At 66.2% G+C, this 25,986-nt stretch carries 24 protein-coding genes and 1 tRNA gene; 13 read left to right on the forward strand and 12 right to left on the reverse strand.

Annotated elements, in window-relative coordinates; genetic code table 11:
- Positions 1-99: 99 nt before the first annotated feature.
- The gene (locus tag DKM19_RS49235; protein ID WP_162641226.1) at positions 100-783 is read right to left on the reverse strand and encodes a hypothetical protein; all 684 of its coding nucleotides are present in this window, start codon (positions 781-783) and stop codon (positions 100-102) included.
- Positions 784-885: 102 nt separating this feature from the next.
- Between DKM19_RS49235 and DKM19_RS02325 the strand changes: the two genes are divergently transcribed.
- From DKM19_RS02325 to DKM19_RS02335, 3 genes are all read left to right on the forward strand, one after another.
- Complete coding sequence (locus tag DKM19_RS02325) at positions 886-3,669, forward strand: AAA family ATPase (protein ID WP_162641227.1); 2,784 nt, start codon at positions 886-888, stop codon at positions 3,667-3,669.
- Between the two features lie 96 nt (positions 3,670-3,765).
- Positions 3,766-4,146 carry a hypothetical protein gene (locus tag DKM19_RS02330; RefSeq protein WP_110694281.1) on the forward strand — a complete coding sequence of 127 codons (381 nt, stop codon included), beginning with the start codon at positions 3,766-3,768 and terminating at the stop codon, positions 4,144-4,146.
- A gap of 265 nt (positions 4,147-4,411) precedes the next feature.
- Positions 4,412-5,302: a class I SAM-dependent methyltransferase gene (locus DKM19_RS02335; protein ID WP_110694282.1), complete on the forward strand. Its 891-nt coding sequence runs from the start codon at positions 4,412-4,414 to the stop codon at positions 5,300-5,302.
- 38 nt (positions 5,303-5,340) lie between these two features.
- On the opposite strand, the gene DKM19_RS02340 is transcribed toward DKM19_RS02335, so the two are convergent.
- Together DKM19_RS02340 and DKM19_RS02345 are read right to left on the reverse strand one after the other, a co-directional pair.
- Positions 5,341-6,042, reverse strand: a complete 702-nt coding sequence (locus DKM19_RS02340) for a thioredoxin domain-containing protein (RefSeq protein ID WP_162641228.1) — start codon at positions 6,040-6,042, stop codon at positions 5,341-5,343.
- Positions 6,043-6,405: 363 nt separating this feature from the next.
- Positions 6,406-6,753, reverse strand: coding sequence for a helix-turn-helix transcriptional regulator (locus DKM19_RS02345; protein WP_110694284.1), 348 nt, complete (start codon positions 6,751-6,753; stop codon positions 6,406-6,408).
- Between the two features lie 170 nt (positions 6,754-6,923).
- Here DKM19_RS02345 and DKM19_RS02350 point away from each other — a divergent pair, with 170 nt between their 5' ends.
- Positions 6,924-7,832, forward strand: coding sequence for a zinc-binding dehydrogenase (locus tag DKM19_RS02350; protein ID WP_204358626.1), 909 nt, complete (start codon positions 6,924-6,926; stop codon positions 7,830-7,832).
- 166 nt (positions 7,833-7,998) lie between these two features.
- On the opposite strand, the gene DKM19_RS02355 is transcribed toward DKM19_RS02350, so the two are convergent.
- Positions 7,999-8,361, reverse strand: a complete 363-nt coding sequence (locus DKM19_RS02355) for a hypothetical protein (protein WP_110694286.1) — start codon at positions 8,359-8,361, stop codon at positions 7,999-8,001.
- A 206-nt stretch (positions 8,362-8,567) separates the two neighbouring features.
- Positions 8,568-9,203 (reverse strand): DUF6461 domain-containing protein, encoded by a 636-nt coding sequence (locus DKM19_RS02360; RefSeq protein ID WP_110694287.1) that lies wholly within the window; start codon positions 9,201-9,203, stop codon positions 8,568-8,570.
- A 731-nt stretch (positions 9,204-9,934) separates the two neighbouring features.
- Between DKM19_RS02360 and DKM19_RS02370 the strand changes: the two genes are divergently transcribed.
- Together DKM19_RS02370 and DKM19_RS02375 are read left to right on the forward strand one after the other, a co-directional pair.
- Positions 9,935-10,564 carry a hypothetical protein gene (locus DKM19_RS02370; RefSeq protein ID WP_110694289.1) on the forward strand — a complete coding sequence of 210 codons (630 nt, stop codon included), beginning with the start codon at positions 9,935-9,937 and terminating at the stop codon, positions 10,562-10,564.
- Positions 10,565-10,655: 91 nt separating this feature from the next.
- Positions 10,656-11,306 carry a uridine kinase gene (locus DKM19_RS02375; RefSeq protein WP_110705436.1) on the forward strand — a complete coding sequence of 217 codons (651 nt, stop codon included), beginning with the start codon at positions 10,656-10,658 and terminating at the stop codon, positions 11,304-11,306.
- 222 nt (positions 11,307-11,528) lie between these two features.
- On the opposite strand, the gene DKM19_RS02380 is transcribed toward DKM19_RS02375, so the two are convergent.
- A complete protein-coding gene (locus tag DKM19_RS02380) occupies positions 11,529-12,071 on the reverse strand; it encodes a GNAT family N-acetyltransferase (RefSeq protein WP_110694290.1) in 543 nt (180 codons plus the stop codon).
- 275 nt (positions 12,072-12,346) lie between these two features.
- On the opposite strand from DKM19_RS02380, the gene DKM19_RS02385 reads away from it, so the two are divergent.
- Both DKM19_RS02385 and DKM19_RS02390 read left to right on the forward strand, forming a co-directional pair.
- The gene (locus DKM19_RS02385) at positions 12,347-12,592 is read left to right on the forward strand and encodes a hypothetical protein (RefSeq protein ID WP_110694291.1); all 246 of its coding nucleotides are present in this window, start codon (positions 12,347-12,349) and stop codon (positions 12,590-12,592) included.
- Positions 12,593-12,659: 67 nt separating this feature from the next.
- Positions 12,660-13,001 (forward strand): PIN domain-containing protein, encoded by a 342-nt coding sequence (locus DKM19_RS02390; protein WP_204359018.1) that lies wholly within the window; start codon positions 12,660-12,662, stop codon positions 12,999-13,001.
- Between the two features lie 169 nt (positions 13,002-13,170).
- Here the strand turns inward: DKM19_RS02390 and DKM19_RS02395 are convergent, their stop codons facing one another.
- The 4 genes from DKM19_RS02395 to DKM19_RS02410 all read right to left on the reverse strand — a co-directional run bounded on the left by DKM19_RS02395 (position 13,171) and on the right by DKM19_RS02410 (position 16,936).
- Entirely contained in the window at positions 13,171-13,443 is a 273-nt protein-coding gene (locus DKM19_RS02395) for a hypothetical protein (protein ID WP_110694292.1), read from the reverse strand.
- Positions 13,444-13,734: 291 nt separating this feature from the next.
- A complete protein-coding gene (locus DKM19_RS02400) occupies positions 13,735-14,394 on the reverse strand; it encodes a DUF6000 family protein (RefSeq protein ID WP_162641230.1) in 660 nt (219 codons plus the stop codon).
- Positions 14,395-14,668: 274 nt separating this feature from the next.
- Positions 14,669-15,367, reverse strand: coding sequence for a DUF6461 domain-containing protein (locus DKM19_RS02405; protein WP_162641231.1), 699 nt, complete (start codon positions 15,365-15,367; stop codon positions 14,669-14,671).
- Between the two features lie 1,011 nt (positions 15,368-16,378).
- Positions 16,379-16,936 carry a DUF6461 domain-containing protein gene (locus DKM19_RS02410; RefSeq protein ID WP_162641232.1) on the reverse strand — a complete coding sequence of 186 codons (558 nt, stop codon included), beginning with the start codon at positions 16,934-16,936 and terminating at the stop codon, positions 16,379-16,381.
- 1,868 nt (positions 16,937-18,804) lie between these two features.
- Between DKM19_RS02410 and DKM19_RS02430 the strand changes: the two genes are divergently transcribed.
- Positions 18,805-19,584, forward strand: a complete 780-nt coding sequence (locus DKM19_RS02430) for an alpha/beta fold hydrolase (RefSeq protein ID WP_110694298.1) — start codon at positions 18,805-18,807, stop codon at positions 19,582-19,584.
- Between the two features lie 102 nt (positions 19,585-19,686).
- Here the strand turns inward: DKM19_RS02430 and DKM19_RS02435 are convergent.
- Positions 19,687-19,760, reverse strand: a tRNA-Gly gene (locus DKM19_RS02435).
- 132 nt (positions 19,761-19,892) lie between these two features.
- On the opposite strand from DKM19_RS02435, the gene dcd reads away from it, so the two are divergent.
- The 3 genes from dcd (at position 19,893) to DKM19_RS02450 (ending at position 22,725) form a co-directional block, all read left to right on the forward strand.
- Positions 19,893-20,468: a dCTP deaminase gene (dcd, locus tag DKM19_RS02440; RefSeq protein WP_110694299.1), complete on the forward strand. Its 576-nt coding sequence runs from the start codon at positions 19,893-19,895 to the stop codon at positions 20,466-20,468.
- A gap of 634 nt (positions 20,469-21,102) precedes the next feature.
- On the forward strand, positions 21,103-21,720 hold the full coding sequence (locus DKM19_RS02445; protein WP_110694300.1) for a DUF47 domain-containing protein: 618 nt from the start codon (positions 21,103-21,105) through the stop codon (positions 21,718-21,720).
- Positions 21,721-22,725 carry an inorganic phosphate transporter gene (locus DKM19_RS02450; RefSeq protein WP_089212651.1) on the forward strand — a complete coding sequence of 335 codons (1,005 nt, stop codon included), beginning with the start codon at positions 21,721-21,723 and terminating at the stop codon, positions 22,723-22,725.
- 243 nt (positions 22,726-22,968) lie between these two features.
- Here the strand turns inward: DKM19_RS02450 and mshD are convergent, their stop codons facing one another.
- Positions 22,969-23,976 carry a mycothiol synthase gene (gene mshD / locus DKM19_RS02455; RefSeq protein WP_110694301.1) on the reverse strand — a complete coding sequence of 336 codons (1,008 nt, stop codon included), beginning with the start codon at positions 23,974-23,976 and terminating at the stop codon, positions 22,969-22,971.
- Positions 23,977-24,137: 161 nt separating this feature from the next.
- On the opposite strand from mshD, the gene DKM19_RS02460 reads away from it, so the two are divergent.
- Entirely contained in the window at positions 24,138-25,922 is a 1,785-nt protein-coding gene (locus DKM19_RS02460; protein WP_239514049.1) for a bifunctional UDP-sugar hydrolase/5'-nucleotidase, read from the forward strand.
- Positions 25,923-25,986: the final 64 nt, after the last annotated feature.

Below are 25,986 nucleotides of genomic sequence, written 5' to 3' on the forward strand. Positions count from 1 at the left end.
TGAGGTCGCACCCCGGGAATCCCCGATCCGCCGTCGCGGGCCGGGGATTTCGTCGTTCTCGGAGCGCGACCGGCAACGTGCCGACGCGAATCTCACCGATCACTCGGAGCGGGCCGGCTCTGAGGGGGCCGGAGACCGGCGGTCGTTTCCACCGCTGTCCGGGCGGCCGAGAGCCAGGCCGAGCGCGGCGAAGGCGAGCATCCAGGCCATGAGCGTCAGCCGGCCGACGGTGAAGGTGTCATCGCCGGACAGGAAGACACCGGGGAGGACCAGCAGGAAGACCGCCAGGCCGCAGGCGAGCGGGGTGTACGTGGCCCATCCCGTCCACTGTCTGGTCTTGACGGTGGCGATTCCGGCCAGGACGAACCCGATTCCGATGACGATGCTGGAGATGCCGTAGCCCGCGTCGAGGGTGTCGCTCTGGGACGTGGGATACGCGGAGTCCGCCAGCGCGATCGCGCCGGCCTCGCACAGGCTCAGCGCCACGAGACCCACCATCGCCGTCCACGAACCGGCGCGTCCCAGACCACCGCCCGCCGCGCCGGAGCGGATGAGCCCGAGCACACCGGCGAGCAGCAGCAGATGGTTGACGATGAGCAGACTTTCCGAGACGACGAAGGCCCCCGGGGTGTGGGGATAGCTGTACCGGTCGACGGCGACGGCGGGCGAGATCAGGAGGCCCACCAGCGCGACGAGCACGCCGATGACCGCGCCGGCCAGGCAGAGCCGCCCGGAGATGCGTACGAAGCCGGGCCGCGTCCCGGTTGCGGAGGTGATGTTCATATGCCGGACGGTAGGGAACGGCAGGCGCGGCGCCATCCGGGAAACCACTCAGCGGAGTACTCAGACCCACAACGCCCCGAGATCGCGGTTTACGATCACTCAATGGAGGACGGTGTCTTCGTCGGCCGGGCCCGGGAACTGGCGGACCTGGAAAGGCGCGTGGCCGCGGCCCGCGAGGGCGGTGGCGCACTGGTCCTGGTGGAGGGCGAGGCCGGTGCCGGGAAGACGGCACTGGCCCATTCGGTCGTGCGTCGCGCGCGGCGTGCCGGTGTGCGGGCGGCGTGGGGTTCCTGCCGCGAGGGCGAAGGCGCCCCGGCCTACCAGCCGTGGGTTCAGATCCTGCGCGGGCTGGGGCAGTCCTCCACGATGTTGCTCGATCCGGCTGTCACCGAGACGGGCAGCCGCTTCCACGTCTTCGAGGACGTGGTGGCAATGCTCCACGGCGCCGCTGGAGACGCGGGCCTGCTGCTGATCCTCGATGACCTGCACTGGGCGGACGTGCCGTCGATACGGCTGCTGGAGGCGGTCGCGTCGACGGTCGCCGATTCCAAGCTGCTGGTCATCGGGCTCTGTCGCACCCGCGACACGTCCCCGCACACCGAGCCGGCCGAGGCGCTGCGGCCGTTGACCAGGGAGAGGGCCACCACCCGTCTGAGCCTGGGAGGACTCGCCCCGGCCGAGGTCGCCGAGCTGGCCGCGCGTGTGCTCGGGCGCCGCCCGGAGCCTGCTCTGCTGAGCACGGTGAACGAGCGCGCCGAGGGCAATCCGCTGTTCGTGCTGGAACTGCTGCGGCTGGTTGAAACGGTCGGGAGCCTCGATCCCGGACTGCCCGGCGGCGTGCGCCACGTCGTCGGACGCCGCCTGGACGGCCTGCCGGCGACGACCCGCCGACTGCTGAGGCACGCCGCGGTTCTGGGGCGCGAGTTCACCGGCGAGGCGGTCGGCGCGCTTGTCGGCGAGGAGATCGAGGAGGTGCTCGACCTCCTCGACCCCGCACTCGCGGCGAACGTGATCCGCGCCGACGGGCATTCCCTGCGCTTCACCCATGTGCTGACGCAGGAGGTGCTGTACGCCGAGCTGCCCACCGTCGCGCGCCGTCGGCTGCACGCGAGGGCGGCCGACGTCGTCGGGTCGACGAGTACGGGGGAGATCCCGGTCGACGCCTTGGCGTATCACCTGCGCCAGTCCGCTCCGCTCGGCAACGCGGAGGAGGCGCTGCGGGTCACGCGTGCGGCCGCGACGAGGGCACGTGCCCAACTGGCCTACGAGCACGCGGCCTTCCAGTACCGCGCGGCGCTCGACCTGCTGGCGCTGGTGCCGTACGGCGCCGCCCAACGGCCGGAGCTGCTGCTGGAGCTGGCGCGATGCGAGTTCCGTTCCGGCGCGGTGGAGGAGGCGTGGCGGTCGTGCCAGGCGGCGGCCGACCTGGGGCGGGCGACGGGTGAGGGAGCGGTCGTCGCGGATGCCGCGACCGTGTTGCGGGGCATCTCCAACTCGCCGGTGACGGCTGCGATCCACGTGCTGTGCCGGGAGGCGCTGACCATGCTGGGCGGCTCCGACGAGGTACGCGAGGCGAAGGCGCTGGCTCAGCTCGTCATCACGGCGGATCCCTTCGCCGAACGCGGCGAGAGCGACCTGAGCCTGCGCGCCCTGCGCATGGCCGAGGCGACCGGTGACCCCGACGCCCGGTTCCTGGCCATGCAGGCGCGCTACACCGAGCTGGGCAACGGCCGGCACGTGCTGGAGCGACTGTCGATCGGTGAGCGCGCGATCCGGCTCGCGGGCGAGACCGGGTACTACGAATACGCGGCGTGGGGACACATCTGGCGGCTGGACGCGTTCTGGGAGCTGGGCCGTCGGATCCAGCTCGACGCCGAGCTGAAGGCGTTCGGCGCGGTCGTGGCGCAGCTGCGAGAGCCGCTGTGGCGGTGGAGGCTCATCGCGATACAGGCGGCGACGGCCCTGCTGGAGGGCCGCTTCGAGCAGGCGCGCCTGCTGGCCGACGAGGCGTTGGCGATCGGGTTGCACGGTGGACACGAGGGCGCGGAGTTCGTCCACCTGGTCTTCCGCTCGCATCTGGGCCTGCAGGACGGGACGGGGCTGGATCAGGTCGAGGCCGCTGTGCGCGGGTTCGTGGAGACCGGACCCTACCTGGCGCGGAGCTGGCATGCGCTCGTGCTCGCCGGCATGGGACGGCGTGACGACGCCAAGGCGCTCTGGGAGGCCATCACCCCCCATCTGGCCGCCTTCCCCCGCGACGCACCGGAGTGGATCGTCTCCGGGGCCGGGAACGCCCAGCTCTGCGTCGCGTTCGACGACCGCGTCACGGCCGCCGCCGTCTACGAGGCACTGCTGCCGTACGCGGACCGGCAGGTCGCCCCCGAGTCGCACACCCCCAGCTCCGGCCCGGTGTCGCTGTATCTCGGCATGCTCGCGACGCTCCTGCGGCGATGGGAGGCGGCAGAGGCGCATCTGCACGCCGCGCTGGCATCCTGCCAGGCGATGGGCTCGGCGCCGTACGAGGCGTACACCCGGCTGGAACTGGCCCGGATGCTTCGGCTGCACCCGCCGTCCGGCGCGGGCGCGGCCGCCGACGAGCACCTTGACGGCGCGGTGCGGATCGCCCGCCGCGTGGGCATGCCGTCACTGCTGGCCGACGCCGAGACGCTGCACGAGGCCCGGGGACGCGCGGGCGTGCTCACCCCACGCGAGGAACAGGTCGCCGAACTGGTCGCCGAGGGGCTCAGCAACCGGCAGATCGCCCACCGCCTGCGCATGGCGGAACGCACGGCGGAAAACCACGTCACGCACATCCTGACCAAGCTCGGCTTCGACTCCCGCGCCCGCGTCGCCGCCTGGTACACCGCGCGCCGGCACACGGGCTGAGTACCGGCCTGAGTGATCCCCCGGATGGCCACCGCCACCGCAGCGCCTAGCGTGACCGAGGGCGTCGGTCGATCGGCCGAGGGAGGAAGCGGCGTGATGCATGCGGTGATCGGCATTTGGACCGTGGACCCGGCCTGGCACGACGAGCAACGCCGCCTGCTGCGGGAGGAGGTCATCCCGCTGGTCACGCGCCAGCCCGGGTTCCTGGCCGGTTACTGGATGCACGATCCGGAGAGCGGCAGGAGCCACACGACGGCCATATTCGGCGACCAGGAGTCGGCTGACGTTTTCAAGGCACTCGTCGAGAGCGGCACCCGGCAGGCCGCCCGGGTCGGCCTCATCAGCACCGTTCTGACCAGCGTCGAGATCGTCGCCCACGCGGGCCGGCAGTGTGATGACGACGATGGGGATACCGGTGCCGGTGGGCTGATCAAAGGCCGACGGCCCGGCGGTCAGGAACGCGACCTGCGGTGGTAGGCCATGTGCGCGGCCCGGCCGGGACACTCAAGCAGCAAGGAGGACGAAGGGCCATCGGATGATGAGTGGACTGCTCACCGCCAGAACATTGCAGCAGCGGTTGTGAACGAAGTTTTAGCAGCGATCATTCATCGGTCCGTGATCCGACGCCGATCCAAAATTGCAGGGCCTGCGGCCAATGAAACGCGTGGCTTATGCAGGGCAAGGAATGGTGTGCCAATTAAGTTGATAGCGCTTGTGAGAGGTGTGTCGTTAGGCTCACACAGTGACCTACGAGCACCCCTTGGCATACCTGCTTGGTCTTGAAGGCGTCGCCTTGTTGCGTTCCTTCACCGGGCAGTTCGACCGCGCCTTTGTGGACTCACGCATCGCCGAGATCCGCAGGCTTCTCGAAGATGAGGCACTGGCGGAGGCGGCTGTGGAGGTCGCGCGCATAAACGCAGCGGAGGGATACCGCATTTGGTCTGGCACCTATGACGGTCCCAACGGTCTGTTCGACATCGACGAACCCATCATGGGGCGGATCATCGAGGCGTTGCCCGTGGGCGTCGCCTTGGACGCCGCCTGTGGGACCGGCCGGGTCGCGGCATTCCTGGCCGAGCGCGGCCATCGGGTTACGGGCGTGGACAGCTCGCCCGACATGCTGGCACGGGCACATGCCCGGGTGCCGCTCGGTGAGTTCCTGCTTGGGGATCTGCACCACCTGCCGGTGCCGGACGGCGCCATGGATCTGGTGGTGTGCTCTCTGGCACTGACGCACGTCCCCACACTGCAGCAGGTGATGGCCGAGTCCGCCAGGGTCCTCAGCCCTGGCGGACACCTGCTGATCTCGGACATGCACCCTGAAGGGGTCAGACGAGGCTTTGTTCCGTCAGTGCGGGGATCAGACGGGAAGCCGGGGCGGATCGCCACCTACCATCACTCGATCGGCGATTACCTGCGTGCCGCGCTATCGGCGGGCCTGCAGGTGCGCCGGTGCGAGGAGCCCAGAGCGGAGCGCCTTCAGCCACGTGAGGTGCTGTCCACGTCGGCGGCGGTAGCCGCTTGGGATGTCTGGCCCTGGTGCCTGACGGACCTGGTGCCCGAGGCGGCGGAAGCCGCCAACGGCGACGTGCCGACGATGGTCATTTGGCATTTCCAGCTGAGCGCCGGCTGAGCGCTGACGAAGCGCGGTTCGGCGCAGGGCTGCGATCCTCAGACCGTCCTCGCGCTCGGGGCGGGGGCGGCCCAGGGGGCGCTCCAATCGACGTCCTGGCCGTTGTAGCGGACTGTCGGGGTGCCCTGGACTCCCTGGGCGAGGGCCGCCATGGACAGCCGTTCGGCCTTGTCGGAGGTCTCCTTCGAGGAGAGGCAGGCGGCGAAGTCGGCCTGGCGGACTCCGGCCTTCTCGGCCAGAACCATCAGCTCCTGGACGGCGAAGCCGCCGTCCTGCGTCTCGCTGGGTTGCGCGGCGTACAGGGCGTCGTGGTAGGCGAGCCACTGCTTGGGGTCGGTGACGCACAGGGACGCCGTAAGGGCCCGATGCGAGTTCTCATGCATCGGAGGGTCCTGGAAGATCGTCATGGGGTGGATCAGCAGCGCGAACTCGCCGCGGAGGGCGGCCTCACGGGCCACTTTTCCGTTCCCCCGCTCGAACTCCTGGCAGACCGGGCACTGGTAATCCTCGTACACCTCAAGGAGCGGGTGTTCCACGCCTGGCTGGGCGATCATGACGCTGCCGTCGGGACGTACGGTGACCAGCGCCGCGAGGGACGAATGCGCCGAAGAGATGCCGGTCGCGTCCTGGACGTCGAGCAGGGAGTAGGCCACGAGGGCGCCGAACAGCCCCAGAGCCATGATCGCGGCGACGAGCCGGCGGGTTCTCATTGGCTTCGAGGGCACATCAAGGAGGCTCACGTCCTGCCATCTTTCCCTGGGCAATCGGCCGAAATGGCACTCTAGCGGTGATTTCGACCCACTCCTTTCCGAGGGGCTGCCGTCCCGCCGTCCGGTCGAGGGCCGGGCGTTCTTGTAGGGGCTGCCAGGCCTGGTCAAACGCTGTGACCGGAGTCGGCGAAAGGGCCTGATTGCCATGGGAGGCCTTGAGTCGCATGAGTAAGGAGGCGGGGTATGAGCGTTCTGGACGCATCCTGGCGGGTGTCCGCGAAGATGCCGAGCGGCGCAAGAGCGAGACGCCGTTGACGGAGTTTGCTCCATGGCTCGACAGGCGTTGAGCGGAGACTTTCGTCCGCGAGCTCCTGGCCGGCTCAGGTCCTTGTGTCAGACGGTGGCTGAGTCGGCCTGCCGGTTGTATGCGCTGACGATGGTGTCCAGGAGGCCTGGGAAGCGGTCCTCGAGATCTTCAAAGCGAAGTGCGGTCCAGCGACGGTTGCCGTCCTCGCGCTGGCGGATGATGCCGGCCTCTCGGAGCACCCGGAAGTGGTGAGTGAGTGTGGAAGGTGCGACGTCGACCGGGAAGGTGCCGCAGGCTCGTTCGGGATCGGCGCGCAGGGTCCGCACGATGGTCATGCGGGTGGGGTCGGCGAGGGCGTGTAGCACGTCCAGCACGTCGAACTCGTCGGCGTCCGGGTGGATCAGCGTCGCGCGACGGCCGTGTGATCGGGGCATCTCGCACCTCTCTTTCGACAATCATCGTACAGGGTGGTAAGACTTTCGTAGTACTACGAACGTCGAAATAGGAGTTCGGGATGCGCGCTTTGGTGATGACAGCACCGTCACAGGGATCGGACCGCACACAGATCCAGGAGATCGGCACACCCCGTCCGGGCCCAGGAGAAGTGACCATCGACGTCGCCTACGCAGGGGTGAACTTCCTCGACGTGATGGCGCGCCGCGGCGACGTTGGATACGTGCCTGCCTGGCCGTATGTGCCGGGGCTGGAGGTAGCCGGCACCGTACGCGAGGTTGGCGCGGGCGTCGGCGATCTCACCGTCGGACAGCGGGTGGCCGCGTTCACTCCAGGAGGCGGCCTGGCCGAGGTCGCACTCGCGCGTGCGGTGCTCACCGTGCCGATACCGGATCGGATCTCGATGCTCGCGGCAGCGGGCACCCCGATGATGTTCTCAACCGCCCTGCTACTGCTGACCGACTCCGCAAGGCTCGGCCCCGGTGAGAACGTGCTGGTGCATTCGGCCGGCGGTGGTGTGGGCAGCGCTCTCGCGCAGTTGGTGCCCGCGATAGGCGGGGGACTGCTCATCGGCACCGTCGGCCGCCCTGACAAGGTCGCCTCGGCGCAGAAGAGCGGCTACGACGTCGTGATCGCTCGTGGCGACGGTCTGATCGAGGCGGTGCGCGCGGCCACCGGAGGGAGCGGCGTCGACGTCGTCCTGGACCCGCTGGGCACCAGCATGCTCGATGTCGATCTGGCGGTCACGGCGCCCGGCGGACGGATCGTGCTGTTCGGCAACGCCGGCGGCGGACAGCCCGCTCCGCTTCCGCCCGCGGGCAGGCTCATCGGTGGCAACGTCGCGATCGGCGGGTTCAGCATCAGCAGTCTGAGCGCTTCCGCTCCCGAGCGTGTCGCCGCAGCCCTGCGCCGCATCCTGGACATGATCGCTACCGGCCGGCTCGACGTTGCCGTCACCGAGGTCGACTCACTCGCCGACGTGCCCGCCGTGCACCAGTTGCTCGCCGACGGCCATGGCAACGGCAAGTACGTGACACGAGTGACCTCCACGGAATCGTGACACGAGTGATCTTCACGGAATAGAGAATCCTCGCGGCACCGCCGCTGCCCGCGCTCGAGTTTCGGACGTCCACGCGGTGCAGGCCGATCCCATCCGGGATCACCGATCGGAGTCGGGAGACGGGGCGTCCAACGAAGATCTCATCGGGTCATCCCTGCGAGCGTCGCTACCCGTGCGCCGCCAGTCCGTACATCGCCGTGGAGAGCAGGCGTTCGATCAGGTCGGATGACCCGCCCGGCTGTTGCGCCGCCCAGGCCAGGCCGATGGCGAGCGCGATCACCTCGTGGACCGTGACGTCGGCGCGTACCTGCCCGGCTTCCTGCGCGCGCTCCAGCAGCCGTGCGCCGGAGGACTGCATGGCGGCGCAGGAGGCGTGCAGTTCGGAGCTCTCGTCGGCCGGCGCCGCCATGATCGACTGGGGTAGTCCCTGGTAGGTGCGCGTGCCGGCGGCCAGGTCGTTCAGCCATGTCAGCAGGGCGTCGTGCGGCGCGTGCGCGGGCTTCCTGGGAAACGACGGGCGGAGTGGCAACCGACATTGAGTTGCCGCACCCCGGCTGCCGCAATCCACGACGACTTCACCTCGGTACCTTCATGACACAGGGATACTCCGCAGTTGAGGTTGTCCAGGCCGACGCTGGTGACTGCAGAGAATCGGGGATTTGAACCACGTATGAGCGGTAAATCGGGAAAGACCTGATGGCCACCCCCCCACATCGGTGCACGCCACCCTCATGATCACTGACTGGTGGCGCTGACGAGTAGGGGCCCGTCGAGGATGCTCGGAGTGAACACTACGTCAGTGATCTTGGCTGCCAGCGAGAACACGCGCGAAATCCTGTCGGTGTACATGTCGTCCCACGTCGCCTCCCATGCCTCCTCATCCAAGGTCTCCGGAGGCAAGCCGGTTTCACGCATGAGCTCGTTGATCCGGTCCGGGTCGCTGCCCCACCGAGTGTCGGGCAGATGCGGCGTGAAACTGGTGACGACCTCGCCATCCACCGCGTACACGAACCTGTCCTCCGCATGATCGTGCCGCATGATGGCCACCACCTCACATCCCCGAGACAGCCCGCTCAGTGGCTCGGCCAGGGTCGCCCGCTGACCCCGCAGCTCGACGGCCACGCTCCACTCACCGACCTGGACGACCCCGACATAGTCGTCATCGGTCATCCCTATGGACTCCCAGACCTTCCCAGCGAGTTCGTGGAAGGTCATCTCCCGCCCTGGACGTCCGGCGGTCCCGAAGCGGTGCAGCACCTCGACAGGTTCGAGCCGGTGAAAGAAGGACACGCAGAAGATCTCGCCAAGCAGATCGTCGCGGTCTCCCGGGAAGGCTCCCAACCAACGGAACGGGGCGAGGGGATCGGCCACCGTACTCTCCTTCGATGGTTTACAGCTCGTGGCTGTTCAAGCCGCGACACCGTCTCCGACCCGGTGTGCGGCATGCTCGCGCCACCGTCACCATCATGATCATTACACGTGTAACGCACGTCACGGAAGCTGTGGCCAGAGGTCGAGCCGGCGATCGATCCGCGCTCTCACCCGTCCCTCCGTCAGCTGATCAGCGATCATCTTCATGGGCATGAGGAAGGTCTTGCAGATACGTAACGCGCACCTTTCGTACTGCTCCTCGCCTTGCGGCTACCGTTTCTCGGCCCTATGGAACTTGAGGAGCGCCGTGATTCTGTCGTAGTCACGCGCACCGTTCAGCTCGTTCAACAGATCATCAGGGCATAACTCGTAGGGGTCTCCCCACCAGCGGCGAGCCTTGCTGTCCCAGATCCGATAGCCGCCGGAAACGCCTCTGGCGACATAGCGTCTCCTACCCATAATTCGTCACCGTGCCATCCGCCAGTTCAAAGGGCAAGCGCGGCGATCAGCCACATTGTTCGATGGGCCGCGGCTGAGGAACGAGGCCCTGGACCTTCGATCGCCCCCAACCACGTGCGATGGTCGGCCATGCCGTGGCGATCGTAAAGAACTCCGGCCGAGGATCGTGCTCCGACTGGCGAAAGGAATGACGGCGTCAGGGGCCTCGGATATCCATCGATGATGGGTGAAATCTCGCTTGCCGGGATTCAGGGGGCAGGGGACACTGCGGTATGTATTCCTACGGGCGGTCCGATGAGCTCAACCAGGCCGTCGACGAGTTGAGCGTCCGCATCTACACGGCGTTGCGCGACGGTGGTCTCGACGCCGGACCCCTCGTTGAGCTGGCCTGCCTGATGGAGGAGTGGGGCGTGTCCACTGCTGTCACGCGGGAACTCCTCCAACGCCCCGCCACCGAGTTGACGGCCGCCGACCTGGCCCGGCTGGGCGAGGCCCTTCTCGATGGGATCGGCTTCGGGCCGACATTCGCTCTGGAACCGGGCCTGTTGGTGCCGCTGGAGGAGGCGCTGAAGGTCGTGGAGCGTGACGTCCGCGCTGCGGGGATCGCCGGGACTCTTCGGATGATCGTCCCCGACTGGGACGCCATGGGCATGGCATGGGTGGAGTTCGAGGGCATTTGCCAGGGCAACGGCCTCAGGCCCGGGACCGGGACATTCTGGTCTGTGGCCGACGCCACCCAGGAAGTGGTCATGGAGGTGATCTGGAGGACGTGGCCCGTCTGCCCGGTGCACGATCGGGGCCTGCACGCCGAACCGGAAGAGGGGATCGCCGTGTGGCGCTGCGCAGGCGGCGGAACGCACAACGTCGCGCCGGTGGGTGAACTACCGTCTGAACGCCGTTAACGGTTTGCTGATCATGTCGATAAGGTCAGGCGACCGGCGGCCCGTCCGGGCAGGCCGGCCCCGTGTCCTCACCTCCGGAGACAGGGTGTCGATGCATCTACATCCAGGCGAGACCGAGGCCGTCGGCTGGCGGGTGATGACCGTGCTCGACGCCGTCCGGCAACTGCGCGATGCATCACCCGACGTCACCGGACGTCCGCGGGTGATTGCGATCGACGGCCGGGGCGGCGCCGGCAAGACGACCCTGGCCGAACGGCTACGCAAGGTGGTGTCCAACTCCGCCATCGTGCACACCGACGACATCGCCTGGAACCACGCCTACTTCGACTGGGGCGACGTGCTCGTCGAGAACATCCTGCAACCCCTGCACCGGGGTGAGGCGGTGGACTTCCGCCCCGATGCCTGGACCACCCACGACCGGCCAGGATCGATCACCGTCCCCGCCGGTGCCGACTTCATCTGGGTCGAGGGCACCGGCATCATCCGCGAGGAGCTTGCCCCGTGGTTGGACGCCTCGGTGTGGATGCAGGGTGACCTCGATGAACAAGAGCGCTTGTTGGCCGTCCGCGACGGTAACTCCCCCGAGCAGTTGGAGCACGTGGCGAACTGGCTGCTGGAGGAACTGCCGTTCATGGTGCGAGAACAGCCATGGGCCCGAGCCACCATGGTCGTCGCCGGCCCCCCGCAGATCGACCACGACCCGGACACCGAGTTGGTCGTCGCCCCACCGACCAGCCTTTAGGTCGACCGACTCACCCTGCAGAAGGCGGGCGAGCGGTTCGAGATCAAGAACGCCGGGGTGGAGCGTCCCGAGTCATGCCCCGTGCTGATCGTCTCGGAGGTTTTCGCGCCGGCCGATGTCATACCTCGCCGGGGAGAGGGCTGAGTCCCCTTGTTCACCCTCCTGAAGGGCATGCAACGGGTACGGACACATGCGACCTGCCCTTGACCGTCGGGCGGCAGCCTAGGCCTTCGAGTCCGGCTTCCAGTCCTGGACGAGGAGCCCGAGCAGCACCTCGTCCAGGAACTCGCCCATAACCCAGGTCGAGCGGCGCAGCACGCCCTCGCGGACGAAGCCGTTGCGCTCGGCGGAGTGCAGCATCGCAGCGTTGTCCGACAGCGTCTCGATCTGCAGCCGCTGCAGGCCGCGCACGACGAAACCGTAGTGGCACAGCACCGCGACCACGTCGGTGCCGTAGCCCTTGCCGCGGGCGGACGGCAGCAGCCCCAGCCCGATGTGCGCGGACCGGTGATGGGTATCGATGCCCCACAGCGTCGCGGCGCCGACCAGCGTGCCGCCGTCCAGCTCCACCACGGAGAACGGAACGTGCCCTTGCTCCTTGTCGTCCACCACGAACTGCGAGTCCTTCGAGCCGGGCATGATCGGCCGCCACGGCCGGCTTTGGGCCCGCGAGGCGTTGACCACGTCGTCGGCGAGCTCGGTCTGCAGGATCGGGATGTCGTCCTCGTGCCGGGCCCTGAGCCCGACTTTGCTGCCTTTTAGCATTCAGGCTTTGTATCCGACCGGGCCGGCCGGCGGCAAACCGATAAGCGGTCGTCGTAGTTACCTACGGGGAGGAGGCCGAGTACCAGTGGTTGCCTCATGAGTCCTTAGTGCCCCTGGTTGACCGTGGTTCCCCGTCTGTTCTGGCACGTATCTGGCACGAAATCTCGATGTCGAGGGATTTCCTGACACTTCAAAAGGTGGCGGACCGGTCGGCTCGTGGCCGTTGGTGTACGTGCTGCTGCCGCAGGCGGAACCGCTTGCGTAGACTTGGGTCTATGACCGCTGGACATGCGCATGAGGAGCTTCACCATCTGGTGGACCGGCTTTCGCCGAACCAGGCGCGTCGTCTGCTGCGCCTGGTGAAGACGGATCCGGAACTGGCCGAGGCCGCGGAGGACCAGCCGGATGAGCCCGTTCAGCGTCGTCGGTTGTCGATTGCCGGGATTGGTGCGTCTGGGCAGGGCGATCTGTCGGAACGGGTCGAAGATCTGCTGGCGGAGCGGTTCAATCAGTCAATGTGAACGCCACGCTCTTGGACACCGGGCCTTTGGTCGCCGTCGTCGATCGAGATGACAAGCACCACGCCTCCTGGAGGAGCTAGAGGGACCACTGCTGCTGCCCTCGACGATCCTTATCGAAGCTGGTTGGATCATCAACAGGCATATGGGTTCCTCGGTACACGCGCAGTTCCTTGATCACGTGGTTGAAGAGTTTGAGTTGGTCGATCTGCTTCCTGCCGACGTACGACGCATGGCCGAACTTGTCCGGCTATATAAGGATGCTCGCCTCGACCCCGCTGATGTATCCGTGGTCGCCATCGCAGAACGTCTCGGCGTTACCCAGATCGCCACGATCGATCGCCGTGACTTCACCCTGATTCGGCCTCAACATGTGTCGGCGTTCACATTGCTGCCCGAAGTACTTGTCTGAGCGGGTTCAAAGTTTGGAGCGGGTGACGGGAATCGAACCCGCGCTGTCAGCTTGGGAAGTGCAGCGAGTACGGCAGGGTATGGCGGCTGACCTGCGGCTCGGGCTGGTCGTGAGTGACCGAGGTTGTCCTCTCGTCACCCTGGTTAATGGCCCGCTAATGTCCCAGTGATCAGCTCGTGACCTGTTTCGATGTCGGAAGGTCGAGGATGGTTGAAATGATCAACCGGATCCCGGTGATGAGTACAGCAGGTCCAAAGATGAACATCCACAACCCCGGTTCTTCCTCAATGAGCAGGTTGCCGAGCGTCGCCAACAAGACGTAGACGCCGATGGAGGCCGCAAGGTAGAGAACCTTGCGCCATGGTCGTGAGGATGTGACCAGCAGAGAGAAGACACTCATGATCACCGGGAGAGAGTAGACGATCAGCATGGAGCCGAGCATGAGATCTCCTTGCTAGCGAGTCAGCGCATCGTACCCACCTGTGATCATGTCACGCGCTCTGGAGAGCGGGGATACCGACCTGTGCGAACTGCCGGAGCATCGTGCTGAGAGCGGGTGACGGGAATCGAACCCGCGCTGTCAGCTTGGGAAGCCTCTATCGCACCGGGTCGTTGAGCTGGGAAACGCTGACCTGCAGGGGAGCGCTTCGAGTATCCGGCATTCCCCGTCAGTCCCCCTTGGTCACCCTCCTGACGGGCACGCAACGGGCACGCCGTCTGGGCCGGGGCCGCTTTAGCGTTCAACGTGGGCGATCGTGCCGTCACCTCCGCTCATGCAATCGTCGGCGAACCGGCACAGGCGATCGATCCAGCGTTTCGGCTCGGCAGGGTCGACGTTGAGCTCCTTCAGCCATGACTGTTCCCAAAGACCGCCCGAGACGAAGAACCGGGCAGCATGGTCGGTTCCTAAGCGCTCGTCCAGATGCAGGAGCGCGCCCATCGCCCAGGACTGCTCATAGCGGCACTCCGGACGAGGAAGGTAGCGATCGAGGTAGTCGATGAGAGGCCCCGTGTCCTCCGCCCTCCCAAAGCGGGCGAACGCGAAGCAGTACCCCTTGCCTGCATAAGGGCCGCCGCTTTCCAAAAGCAGTTCGCCAAGCTTGTGATGAAAGCGAGTGCGACGGTCAAGACCTATCAGGTAGGCGGCGACGAGACGGGGGCGCCAGTCCCCGCCCAGCAGTGCGCCAAGCTCGTCATCGGTGATCTCCTGCGCGTCACTCGCGATTGACCGAGCGAACACGGCAAGTTCAGGTCTAGACAGGCGGAGAAAATTACCGCCGAGCAGCTTCATGTACCGTCGCGATGATTTCCCCTCCGGAGTGACGCTTCCTTTTGTGGCGACGAAGCGGTGGATGAGGGGAGGCACCTCGGCGTTCCCGGCCTCGTAGCGCATGGGGGTATCTTCCCGTCTCCACACATCCCGTGGTTCTTTTTGGTCGCCGGCCTGTACCGGCATGCGAGGGGTGTGGCCTGGGCCTAATCCGTAGGTCCCCAAACGTTGTCCGAGGGCGTTCTGGCTCGTTTGCCGTGCGGCTCCTCAGCGGTCCGGCCGTTCATATCAGCCCAACCAGGTTCGTGACTGTCCATCGGGTTGGCTCCCAGGATGGCTTTCCCAGACAACCCATAGATCGCCTGCTCCAAAAGCGACACGCCAACCAATTCGATTGTCAAGCCAGCTTTGGAAATGTGCCTTCGGGGCTTTCGTAGTAGCGAGCGATGGAGGCGCGGTGAGGCAAGGCGCCGGGCTGGAGGTGGCGGGGTTCCAGTCGGACGCCGGTGTGTCGTTCAGCGAGCGCCAGAGCGCCCTCGATGTACGGCGGGAAGACCTCGCGTTCCGGGTCGAAATCCCAGATCATCCCCAGTTCTTCGAGGTCCTCCTTCAGTCGTTCAGGGGAGGTGCTGTCGCTCCAGTGGGCGTACATCGGGTCCAGCCGCGCGATGATGTGGCCGTCTACGGCATGGACGAAGTGGGAGTGGTGGTTGACATTCCGCGAGACGCTGGCGATCGACGTACCTTGCGACAGGGTGTGCACCACGTCGCGCAAAATTCCAGCATGGCCGTCCCACTCCGCCATGATCGATCCACCGGCGGCGCGGCCGACTTCGATAGTGGCGAAACCCTGCTGTTCGGGGTCCTCGGTCAGTCCCAGCCGGCGTAGCACCTCTTCAGGCGCGAGGTCGGCGATGAAGGTGAAGCAGAACGCCGCCGGTGCCCATCGAGACTGACCCCACCATGCGTAAACGTCCGTGGTCGCTCTACGGTCGCCGGCGACGATCACCGACTCCTCGGAAGGACGGATCATTCCATCGATGACCGGGTCGACGGGAATTCGGTGACTGCAGCCCTCTTCCGTCTCGTCGTACAAGGCCAGGTGCGTGGGACACGGCCACATACGACAGGTCGGACACGTCCTTACGCTATCGAATGTGCAGTCATCGCAGCCGCGGGGATATCGCCTGCGCGTGACATGGCGAGAGCAAGGGCGCCACTGGGCGATGGCGCCCAATTGGTGGAGGGCATCGACCCGAGCGACCGCTTGCACGGCCTTCTCTGATAATTCCGGCACAGAAACCTCTCGATAGTTCTGAAGGGGCGCAAGACGGCCTTCCTGATTATCCAGGGGCAGGAATGTCTGCGCCATCGGCCATGACTGGGGCCAGGCCACACGTGAGAACCGCAAATGATTCAGCTACTCGTGCGCTTACGAACCCGTGAGGCTCGGCCCGTCCTCGGCCACGAACTTCATCGCGCAAAATGCGACGCTGACAAGCCCCGATGCCCGGTGAGCCAGGGTGAGGAACGAACCCTGGATCTTCGATCGCCCCCGACCACGACAGACATCGGCCACCCCGTGGCGATCGTCGTGCCGCATCGGGGCGGCGGCGCGACCAGAGGCCGGCGGATGGCGTAGGTACGGCGCGGTGCGCGCGCAGCGCCGCCGCCCCTTGACCAATCCCATGGTCGGGGTGCCCGTCTGGTTGGCGGCAATCGGTCTGCTGCACCAGATCATGGACTGAGGTCCCAGAGCGGGGAGTCGTCGCGATCTGTAGACCTGATGGTCGGCGGCCCCCATGCCAAGATCAGCCAATCTGGCACGAATCTGGCACGCGAGTGAAAGGCAGTCGTGAAAACAACAAGGCCCAAGTCGGAACTGATGTCCTGACCTGGGCCTTCTAGCGTGGAGCGGGTGACGGGAATCGAACCCGCGCTGTCAGCTTGGGAATTGCAGCGCTCACGGGGAGCGCACCTCGGGTTGCCTGGTCGGCGGGGCTGCCGGGATGGCCGCGAGTGACCGTGGTTGACCCCTCGTTGCCGGGGTTAATGGCACGCTAATGGCACGACGATCAGGGGGCTGACATGGCGTCCCTCCCCGGACTCACCAGGTGGCTTGCAGATGATCAGTTGAACCGGTTAGGGCTGGTCTGGCGTAGTGAGCGCGAGATAGGTGTACGCCGGTAGCGCGGGAGACGAGAGCCAGAGCGCTGGCGATGGGGTCCTCGCTGTATCCGTCGCCGTCGTCATACAGGCCCAGGTCACGGACATCCGCAAGGAGCCGATCGGGATCGTCGCCCTCCCGGTAGCGGTAGCTGTACAAGCCGAACGTGGTAATCAGCCGCTCGTTCAGCCTGAAGGTGAAGTCCGAGTTCTCGACATCGGCGAACACCGTGGCCACGGCCGTACTCAATGACAACGGCTCGGCCACGTTGCTGACGTACTTGGTCGTCCATCCGGTGTCGGCCAGGACGGTTCCGCCCTGAGTGGCGTATGCGGCGACACTGAACTCGCCGAGAGTACCCGGGGTGACCTTGATCCGCCGCAGAGCGTCCGCAGGGGATAGATCACGGACGAAGTTGATGCACAAGACGGTGGTACCGACACCATCGGTCCACCGTTCGCTCAACCAGGCGTAGTCTGCCGCTGTCGCCCCACCCATGCGCGCCCCCTGAGTCGTCCAGATCGCCGCCAGCCTAGACAATCACGCGCGACGCGCATAAGCCGCCTGCCTGATCATCCCGGAGCCGGAGTGCCCCCGCCGGAGGCGTGGGTTTTCAGGAATAGAAGCCCTCCCAGTACTCCTCATGACTCTCGGTGAAGTCGTCGGGACGCATCTGGCGCAGCTCGCGATACCGGTCTACGTAGAAGTCGAGGGCTTCGTGAGGGTGCATTCGAAGGTGTCCTTGATGAGCTTGATGCCTCTGATCGTTTGGCCCTGGATAACGAGGTCGTCTAATCCGGCCAGTTCATCGCTCATGCGGTGATCCTGGAACCGGAACCACTGCTCCGGCAAACCGTTTCTCGGTCGGGCAGTCGGGCCTGACGCAGAGTGCTGGTGCTCAGCGTGAGTCGTGGGCGGCGGCGCGGCAATCTCGGCCGGGCCGTTAGATCAGTACGGCGCGGCAGGTGTGCGGCGGCCGGCCCGGTGTCCCGCGGCCGTCCGGGACCGGCCCCCAGGCCGCACGCCCGGACGGCGGGCGGTTCGCGGCTACGACCGTCATCAGGTCGACAGGGCGCTCCTCGACTGCGTCTAGCGGCTACGCGGACGCTGGCCTGTCAGGTTCGCCTCGATGTCCTTGCGGTGGGGAGCCCACGTTCACGACGTACAACCCGCAGGCTGGGAGAGCGGGTGACGGGACCGGTGTCCGTCAGAGCGGAGCCAGCTCAGACCGCCATGGGTAGACGCCGACCCCCCGTACAGAGGACCGGATCCGAATCCCAACCTGTGGGTGAGCGGTCCAGCGCAGTAGAGCTAAACGATCCACAACAGCGCGAAGACACATGCACCAAGGAAGGTCGCGAGCAGACCAGCCGCGAACAGGGTGACATGCGGCCTCCTCCTGGCCGCTAGCGCCACGAGCAGTCCGATGACCGGGATGCCTACACCCACAGCCAATGTACTCAGCCTCAGCACTACTTCAACGGCGTCGGGGCCCGGCGAGTGGCCGGCCCTGACCCTGCCGATAAACAGCGCCGAGGTCAGCCACGCCAAGATCGGTGTACTAAGCAGCCAGATGGCCGTCATGAGGAAAAGGGGTCTATCACTACGCCGCCTCGTACCCTTCGCCTTCATGATTCGCATTTTCCCGGCATATGCCGACACTAGATAGTGGCAAAGCACCTATCGCACCCGGACAGTCCGTCGGCTCCGCGTCTTCCGTTCACCTTTCTCGGTGCGAACGGGTGTGATGCTGCGTCGGCCGGCCTTCGGCCGGATCTGGGCCAGGGCTCCGAAGAAAACGAACCTCTCGGGAGTCCACGTCCACGGTCCACGACCTTCGCCATACGGGCAACACATTCGCCTCGCCGTCGGGTACGACGTTGCGGGAGTTGATGAACCGAATGGGGCACTCGACCACGCAGACCGCACTGATCTATCCGCACGTTGAGAACGGGCGGAACCAGATGATCCCCGACGGGATGGGGAAGCTCGCCGAAGCGGCCCTCAAGAAAGAAGATCCACCGGGATCGGGCACGTCACGTGCGCGGAAGACCAACCAGCCCGGCAAACAATCAAGGCCCGGGGCGGGAATCCATCCCTGACCTGGGCCTTTTCGTTTGGAGCGGGTGACGGGAATCGAACCCGCGCTGTCAGCTTGGGAATCATCTACTGACCTTGCTGCCCTGAACTGGAAAACAGGGGTACTGGTCAGAGCGGGTCGGGTGACCGTGAGTCCCCGTGAGTGACCGCGGTTCCCCGCCTGTTCTGGCACGCATCTGGCACGCGATCATGCTTGTGACCTTTTCCTTATCCTGAATTGTCGGTGGAACTCTGTAGCATCCAACGTCACCTGCGAAGGGATCATCATGGCGACGGCAACGTCACGCGACGGTACGCGGATCGGATTCGAGCAGACGGGAACGGGACCAACGCTCGTACTGGTCGACGCGGCAGGTGGATTCCGTGAGTTCGGCCCCATGAAGTCGCTCGCCGAACACCTTGCCGGCAGATTTACGGTCGTGATCTACGACAGACGCGGACGCGGCGAGAGCGGAGACACGCAGCCGTACGCGGTGGAAAGGGAGGTGGAGGACCTTGCGGCTGTGATCGAGGGGGCCGGAGGGCCGGCGTTTGTCCACGGGTTTTCCTCCGGTGCGGCTCTTGCCCTGCTCGGAGCGGTGGCTGGGCTGCCGATTTCGATGCTTTCACTCCTTGAGCCGCCGATCACCCTCGATAAGCCGTCGCAGGAAGGTGAGCTCGCGGCCGAGATCGACGCACTGGTCGCTGCTGGTCGCCGAGCCGATGCGGTCGAGCACTTCCACACAAGCATCGGCGTTCCCCCCGAGATGACCGCGGGTATACGGCAGGCTCCTTTCTTCCCGATGCTGGAGGGCATCGCGCACACCCTCGCTTACGACAGTCGCATGACTGAAGCCGTCTCTCCCGCCACACTTCGATCCGTTGTTGTGCCGACCTTGGTAATCAGCAGCGAATCCAGTGACGAACGCCTGCGCGGCTGGGCTCAGGGGACGGCGGCGGCTCTTCCTCAAGGTCGTCATCTGACCCTAAAGGGCGAGTGGCACGGCGTCTCCGATGACGTGCTGGTCCCCGCGCTGGCCGAGTTCTTCCTCCGTGGAGTCGCCTGAGAGGCGTGTGGGCGACATGAACCTCGCATGCGAGCGAGTGGCGCCCCTAGGAAGAATCAAGCCCAGGGTCCGGGGATTCCGTCCGATCTGGGCCTTGAAGTGTGGAGCGGGTGACGGGAATCGAACCCGCGCTGTCAGCTTGGGAAGCTGATGTTCTGCCATTGAACTACACCCGCAGCGAGCATGTCGCGAGACTACTGTAGCGGAAAGTGTGACCATCGTCGTCCACGGGGCTGAAGGTCGGCGGCCTGGTCGAGGCGGCGGCGTTGATGGGTGTTTGAAGGCGTGGCGTTGGTAGGTTGCTCCACGTGCTGCTTTCCGATCGTGACATCGTTGCTGAGATCGAATCCGGAAGGGTCGGAATCGACCCCTTTCAACCGGAGATGGTCCAACCGTCCAGCATCGATATCCGTCTGGACCGTTACTTCAGGGTCTTCGAGAACCATCGGTACCCGCACATCGATCCGGCGATCGAGCAGCCTGATCTCACGCGGTTGGTCGAGCCGGAGGAGGACGAGCCGTTCATCCTGCATCCGGGGGAGTTCGTCCTGGCCAGCACCTACGAGATCATCAGCCTCCCCGATGACATCGCCTCGCGGCTGGAGGGGAAGAGCTCGCTGGGCAGGCTCGGTCTGCTCACCCACTCCACGGCCGGCTTCATCGACCCGGGGTTCAACGGGCATGTGACGCTGGAGCTCTCCAACGCGGCGACGCTGCCGATCAAGCTCTGGCCCGGTATGAAGATCGGGCAGCTCTGCATGTTCAGGCTCAGCTCGCCCGCCGAGCATCCGTACGGTTCCGAGAAGTACGGCTCGCGCTACCAGGGGCAGCGGGGGCCGACGCCGAGCCGTTCCTACCTGAACTTCCACCGGACGCAGATCTGAAGCAGGCCGCTTCCCCCCGAACGCCCCGGACCAGCCGGGGCGGACGGAATCTTCAGGCTGCTCCGAGATGGCCGCAGGACAGGCAGGATCACCTCGGGGGCGGGCGGGATCCCCAGGACAGGCGGGCCGCCTCAGGGCGGGATTGCCTCAGGGCGAGCGGTCTCCCCACAGCGAACGGGATCCCGAGGTGGACGGGACCCCCGAGACGGGACCCCCGAGACGGACAGGATCGCCTCGGGATGGGATCAATGGCCGGTATGCGGGTTTGGAAGATCGTCGTGATGGAAATCACCGTGACCACCCGCGGATGACAGGCCCGTCCTTGATCACGACCCTGTGGATTTCAGGCGGAACGCGCGGCTGAAGCGGGGTTTGCGAGCGCCGCTAGGGCTCCGAGCTGGACCTCACCCCGGGGGAGAGTCCTATACGTGACCTGGCTTCGGCATAATGTGGCCGAAAACGAGCAAAACGGTCATCGGAAAGATGCCCTCAAGACTCCCTCAAGCCGAGTGTCGCTAGGTATACGCCAGGTAGCGACTAATGGAAGAGTAGGTGTCAAGCGGGTGAAGTTCGTATTTCCGCTGGTAACCCGTACCCTTCTCTGCGGACCATCCCCGCACATCTGGAGAACGACGTGCGCCTGCGTCTCACGCCTCGTGAGGACAGCTACTACGACTTGTTCGCCGACTCGGCGAACAACCTCGTCACAGCGTCCCGTCTGCTGGTCGAGATCCTCAGCGACGGGTCGGACAGGGAAGCCCTGGCCGAGAAGATGCGCGCTTGTGAGCACACCGGTGATGAGCGCACTCACGCGATCATGAACCGGCTCAACGAGAGCTTCATCACGCCCTTCGACCGCGAGGACATCTACCGTCTCGCATCGAACCTCGACGACGTGATGGACTACATGGAGGCCGCCGCCGACCTCATCGTCCTGTACCAGATCGACCACCTTCCCAAGGAGGTCATCCGCCAGGTCGAGGTGCTGGAACGTGCGGCCGAGCTGACCGCCGAGGCCATGCCCCGGCTGCGCTCGATGAAGAACCTCAACGAGTACTGGATCGAGATCAACCGGCTGGAGAACCAGGCCGACCAGGTCTACCGACGCCTTCTCGCCAAGCTTTTCGGCGGGGAGTACGACGCGTTGACCGTTCTCAAGATGAAGGAGGTCATCGATCAGCTCGAGATGGCCGCCGACGCCTTCGAGCATGTGGCCAACACGATCGAGTCGATCGCGGTCAAGGAAAGCTAAGTGGATCTCTCGCTAGCACTTGTCATCGGCGTAGTGGTCGTGGCGCTGGTCTTCGACTACACCAACGGTTTCCATGACGCCGCGAACGCGATCGCGACCTCCGTCTCGACGCGCGCGCTGACGCCGAGGGCCGCCCTCTTCATGGCCGCCGCGATGAACTTTCTGGGTGCCCACCTGGGCACGCAGGTGGCGGCGACCGTCGGTAAGGGCATCATCGACGCTCCCCAGGGAAGCCACGGTCTGGTGATCGTGGGGGCCAGCCTCATCGGCGCGATCGCCTGGAATCTCGTCACCTGGTACTTCGGTCTTCCCTCCTCAAGCAGTCACGCCCTGATCGGCGGCCTGGTCGGCGCGGCGCTGGCCTCGTCAAGCACCGTCCACTGGGACGGCGTGCTGGACAAGGTCGTCATTCCGATGATCCTGTCCCCGCTGATCGGCTTCACCCTGGCGGCGATCATCATGATCGGCATCCTGTGGGGCTTCCGCCGTTCCCAGCCCTCGAAGACCAACCGCGGCTTCCGCCACGCACAGACGATCTCCGCCGCGGCCATGGCTCTCGGCCACGGCCTGCAGGACGCGCAGAAGACCATGGGCGTGATCTTCCTGGCTCTTGTCGTCGGGGGCTACCAGAACGACGGCGACCCGATCCCGCAGTGGGTCATCCTCTCGGCCGCGACGGCGATCTCGCTGGGCACCTACGCGGGTGGCTGGCGGATCATGCGGACCCTCGGCCGCCGGATCATCGCGCTCACGCCCCCGCAGGGGTTCGCCGCGGAGGCCGCAGCAGCGACCGTGCTCTACACCGCGGCCATCGGCTTCGGCGCTCCCATCTCCACCACGCACACGATCACCAGCGCGATCATGGGCGTGGGCGCCACCAAGCGCCTGTCAGCCGTGCGCTGGGGTGTCGCGGGCAACATCGTGACCGCATGGGTCCTCACGATTCCGGCCGCCGCGCTGGTCGCCGCCCTGTCCTACTACGCGCTCCACTGGATGATCGAGTAATCCCCGGGGGGACTCGCGCGTTCCGTTGAGTGATCGAGGAGCCGTCAAGAAACTCCTGTGTTCCGTCGGGCGATCAAACATTCGTCGAGGAGCGTGCGCGCTCCATGCGGGGAACGGCGGAGGGACGTGCGCACTCCGCGGGGTGATCAGGGGGGCTGCGCGCTCCGCTGGATCATCGGGTAACCGTCGGGAACGCCGGTCGGCACCACGCCGACCGGCGTTCTCTCATTTCCGGCACATCTCTTATTTGCGATACATGACGTCGACGTCCCATTGGGTGAAGCCGAGCCCCTCGTAGAGGCGGATCGCTGCGGCATTGCTCTCGTCCACGTACAGCATCACCTGGGCCAGGCCCCGTGAACGCAGGTGGGTCAGGCCGGCGAGGGTGAGCGATTTGCCCAGCCCGCCTCCCTGCTCCGCGGGATCCACACCGACCACGTAGACCTCGCCGATCGGCTCGTGCCCGTGGCCGCCGTCCCCGTGAACCTTGGTCCAGTGGAAACCGGCCAGCCGGCCCCCAGCCGCCGTGCCGCCGTCCGCACTCGCCTCGGTTCCTCGTGCGTCGTCGCCGTCCGCGCCCCCCTCGGGTCCTCGCGTGCCGTCGCCGTCGGATCCGGTCAGTCGCTCCGCGAGGAAGAACCCCGCCGGGTCGAACCACGACTCCTGCTCACGCCGCTTCAGGTCCTCCAGCGTCAACGCCCCCTGCTCCGGGTGGTGGGCGAAGGCCTTGGCGTTGAGCGCCACCCAGGCCTCCTCGTCGGAGGATCCGGGCTCGAACGTGCGCAGCCGTACGCCCTCGGGGAGCATGAAGCCGGGAATCGGGGAGGACAGCGAGCGGCGCATCTGCCAGAGCGACCTGATCTTGGTGAACCCGTCCGACGTGGCGAGGGCCTCGGCCCCGGGGTGCCCGCCGTGCGCCCACAGGCGCAGGTGCCCGCCCGTCCGATCCAGTACGGCCCGCAGCAGGTGGCGCCCGTGACCCTGCCTCCGGAAGGCGGGATGGATCACCAACTCCCCGCTCGGGCCCTCGACCGGGTCGGTCGGGTCCACGTGCGCGTAACCCACGAGGTCGTCTCCGGAGTACAGGAGTACGGCCCCGGCCCGGTCGTCGCCGCCGTAGCGCAGATGGAGCATCACGTGCTCGTTGAGCGGCCGGACTCCGTCGGCTTCCGTGGCCGCCTCTACTATCGTGAGGACGGCGGCCACTTCGTGTTCGCCCAGTCGTCCTCTGTGTTCCACACGCGCGTTCATGTCCTGGACTCTAAGCGGACCACAGATTCAGCGAATCACCCGGGACTGGCAAAAGACGCCAGCTTTGGGGCCTATGAATCGTTATCTCTCGGACATTCCCTGCACAGATAGTCACCCTAGTGTCGTGGTCCATGATGTCTCGTTCCTTCCAGCGTTTGGCCATGGCCGGCGTTCTTGCCGGGGCCGGTTTGGTGCTCCTCGTAGGACCGGCCGAGGCCGGCAACAAGCCCCCCAAGCCCCCCAAGCACACCAAGACGGTGCCGGTCCGCCTGCTCTCCCTCAACGACTTCCACGGCAACCTGGAGCCTCCGACCGGCTCGTCCGGCCGTATGGTCGACGAGACCGGCGCCACCGTGGACGCGGGTGGCGCGGCCTACGCGGCCACGTACCTCAAGCAGATGTCAGACAAGAACACGCTGAAGGTCGCCCAGGGCGACCTGATCGGCGCTTCCCCCCTGATCTCCGCGGCCTTCCACGACGAGCCGTCGGTGGAGTTCCTCGGCAAGGTCGGCGTCACCGCCTCGGCCGTGGGCAACCACGAGTTCGACGAGGGCTACACCGAGCTCATGCGCATCATGAACGGTGGCTGCCACCCGGTGGACGGCTGCTCGCCCGCCGGTAAGTGGAAGGGCGCGAAGTACAGCTACCTCGGCGCGAACGTGCTCCTGAAGCGGCCGAACAAGGCCGCCGAGAAGGCGGCGCTCGACGCGCTCGGCGGCGGCAGCAGCAGCGCGCTGCGCTCGCTGCTGAAGAGCTACGGCATTCCGGCCCTGCCCCCGGTCGCCATCCGCTGGATGAACGGCGTGCCGATCGGCTTCATCGGTGTGGTCACCAAGACCACCCCGACCATCGTCACCTCCGAGGGCATCAAGGACCTGGAGTTCGTCGACGAGGTCAAGGCCGCGAACGTCGCCTCCAAGCTCCTCAAGGTCGTCGGGGTCAAGGCCCAGGTCGTGCTGGTGCACGAAGGCGACCAGGTCACCGCGGGCCAGTCGCCCGACGCCTGCGCCGCCCAGCCGGGTGCGGGCAACCGGATCGCCACGCAGGTCGACGCCGAGGTCGACATGGTCCTCAGCGGTCACTCCCACCAGGCCTACCTGTGCAAGGTGTCCGACCCCAAGGGCGGCACGCGCCTGTACAGCCAGGGCGGCTCGTTCGGCCGTGTGATCACCAAGGTCGACTTCCAGGTGGACGTCAAGACCCGTGACGTCGTGCGCTCCTCGGTCGTGGCCGACAACCAGATCGTGACCCGGACCGTCACCCCGGACCCGGAGATCTCCGCGTTCGTCCAGACGTGGAAGGACCGCGTCGCGTCGGTGGCCAACAAGCCGCTCGGCAAGATCACCGCTGACATCACCAACAGCGGGGCCGCGTCCGGCGAGTCCTCCCTGGGCAACCTCATCGCCGACGGCCAGCTCGCGGCCACCAAGACCGGCGGCAACGCCCAGATCGCCCTGATGAACCCGGGCGGCGTGCGTGCCAACCTCACCTACGCCGGCTCGGCCGTGGGCGAGGGCGACGGCGTGGTGACCTACGGCGAGGCCTTCACCGTGCAGCCGTTCAACAACCTCATGCAGGCCGTCACGCTCACCGGTGCGCAGCTCAAGACGGTTCTTGAGCAGCAGTTCACCGGCGGGCCCAACAACCAGGCCTTCACCAAGATCCTGCAGCCCTCGTCGAACTTCACCTACACCTACAGCACGAGTGCGCCGTGGGGTTCGAAGATCTCCAACATGAAGATCGACGGTGTCGCCGTGACGGACACCCAGAGCATCAGGGTCGCCGCCAACAACTTCCTCGTCGGCGGCGGTGACGCGTTCCTGGCCTTCCAGGGCGGCACCGACCTGTGGAGCGGCCCGCTCGACATCGACGCCTTCGCCGCCTACTTCGCGGCGAACCCGTCGATCACGCCCCCGGTCCCCAACCACATCACGGTCGTCCCGTAACCATCACGGGCACCACGGATAACACGTAGCCGAACGCGGAAGGCTCACCGGATTCCCCCGGTGA

This window comes from Streptosporangium sp. 'caverna' (assembly GCF_003203775.1).
Classification (GTDB): Bacteria; Actinomycetota; Actinomycetes; order Streptosporangiales; family Streptosporangiaceae; genus Streptosporangium; species Streptosporangium subroseum.

Excerpts from the sequence above, each read along its gene's own strand:
- DKM19_RS02330 (WP_110694281.1), top strand. The coding sequence starts at position 3,766 with ATGCATGCGGTGATCGGCATTTGGACCGTGGACCCGGCCTGGCACGAC.
- DKM19_RS02395 (WP_110694292.1), bottom strand. The coding sequence starts at position 13,443 with ATGCTCGGCTCCATGCTGATCGTCTACTCTCTCCCGGTGATCATGAGT.
- DKM19_RS02410 (WP_162641232.1), bottom strand. The coding sequence starts at position 16,936 with ATGGGTGGGGCGACAGCGGCAGACTACGCCTGGTTGAGCGAACGGTGG.
- DKM19_RS02460 (WP_239514049.1), top strand. The coding sequence starts at position 24,138 with ATGGCCGGCGTTCTTGCCGGGGCCGGTTTGGTGCTCCTCGTAGGACCG.
- DKM19_RS02400 (WP_162641230.1), bottom strand. The coding sequence starts at position 14,394 with ATGCGCTACGAGGCCGGGAACGCCGAGGTGCCTCCCCTCATCCACCGC.
- DKM19_RS02345 (WP_110694284.1), bottom strand. The coding sequence starts at position 6,753 with ATGCCCCGATCACACGGCCGTCGCGCGACGCTGATCCACCCGGACGCC.
- DKM19_RS02385 (WP_110694291.1), top strand. The coding sequence starts at position 12,347 with ATGACCGCTGGACATGCGCATGAGGAGCTTCACCATCTGGTGGACCGG.
- DKM19_RS02325 (WP_162641227.1), top strand. The coding sequence starts at position 886 with ATGGAGGACGGTGTCTTCGTCGGCCGGGCCCGGGAACTGGCGGACCTG.
- DKM19_RS02380 (WP_110694290.1), bottom strand. The coding sequence starts at position 12,071 with ATGCTAAAAGGCAGCAAAGTCGGGCTCAGGGCCCGGCACGAGGACGAC.
- DKM19_RS02430 (WP_110694298.1), top strand. The coding sequence starts at position 18,805 with ATGGCGACGGCAACGTCACGCGACGGTACGCGGATCGGATTCGAGCAG.
- mshD (WP_110694301.1), bottom strand. The coding sequence starts at position 23,976 with ATGAACGCGCGTGTGGAACACAGAGGACGACTGGGCGAACACGAAGTG.
- DKM19_RS02370 (WP_110694289.1), top strand. The coding sequence starts at position 9,935 with ATGTATTCCTACGGGCGGTCCGATGAGCTCAACCAGGCCGTCGACGAG.
- DKM19_RS02375 (WP_110705436.1), top strand. The coding sequence starts at position 10,656 with ATGCATCTACATCCAGGCGAGACCGAGGCCGTCGGCTGGCGGGTGATG.
- DKM19_RS49235 (WP_162641226.1), bottom strand. The coding sequence starts at position 783 with ATGAACATCACCTCCGCAACCGGGACGCGGCCCGGCTTCGTACGCATC.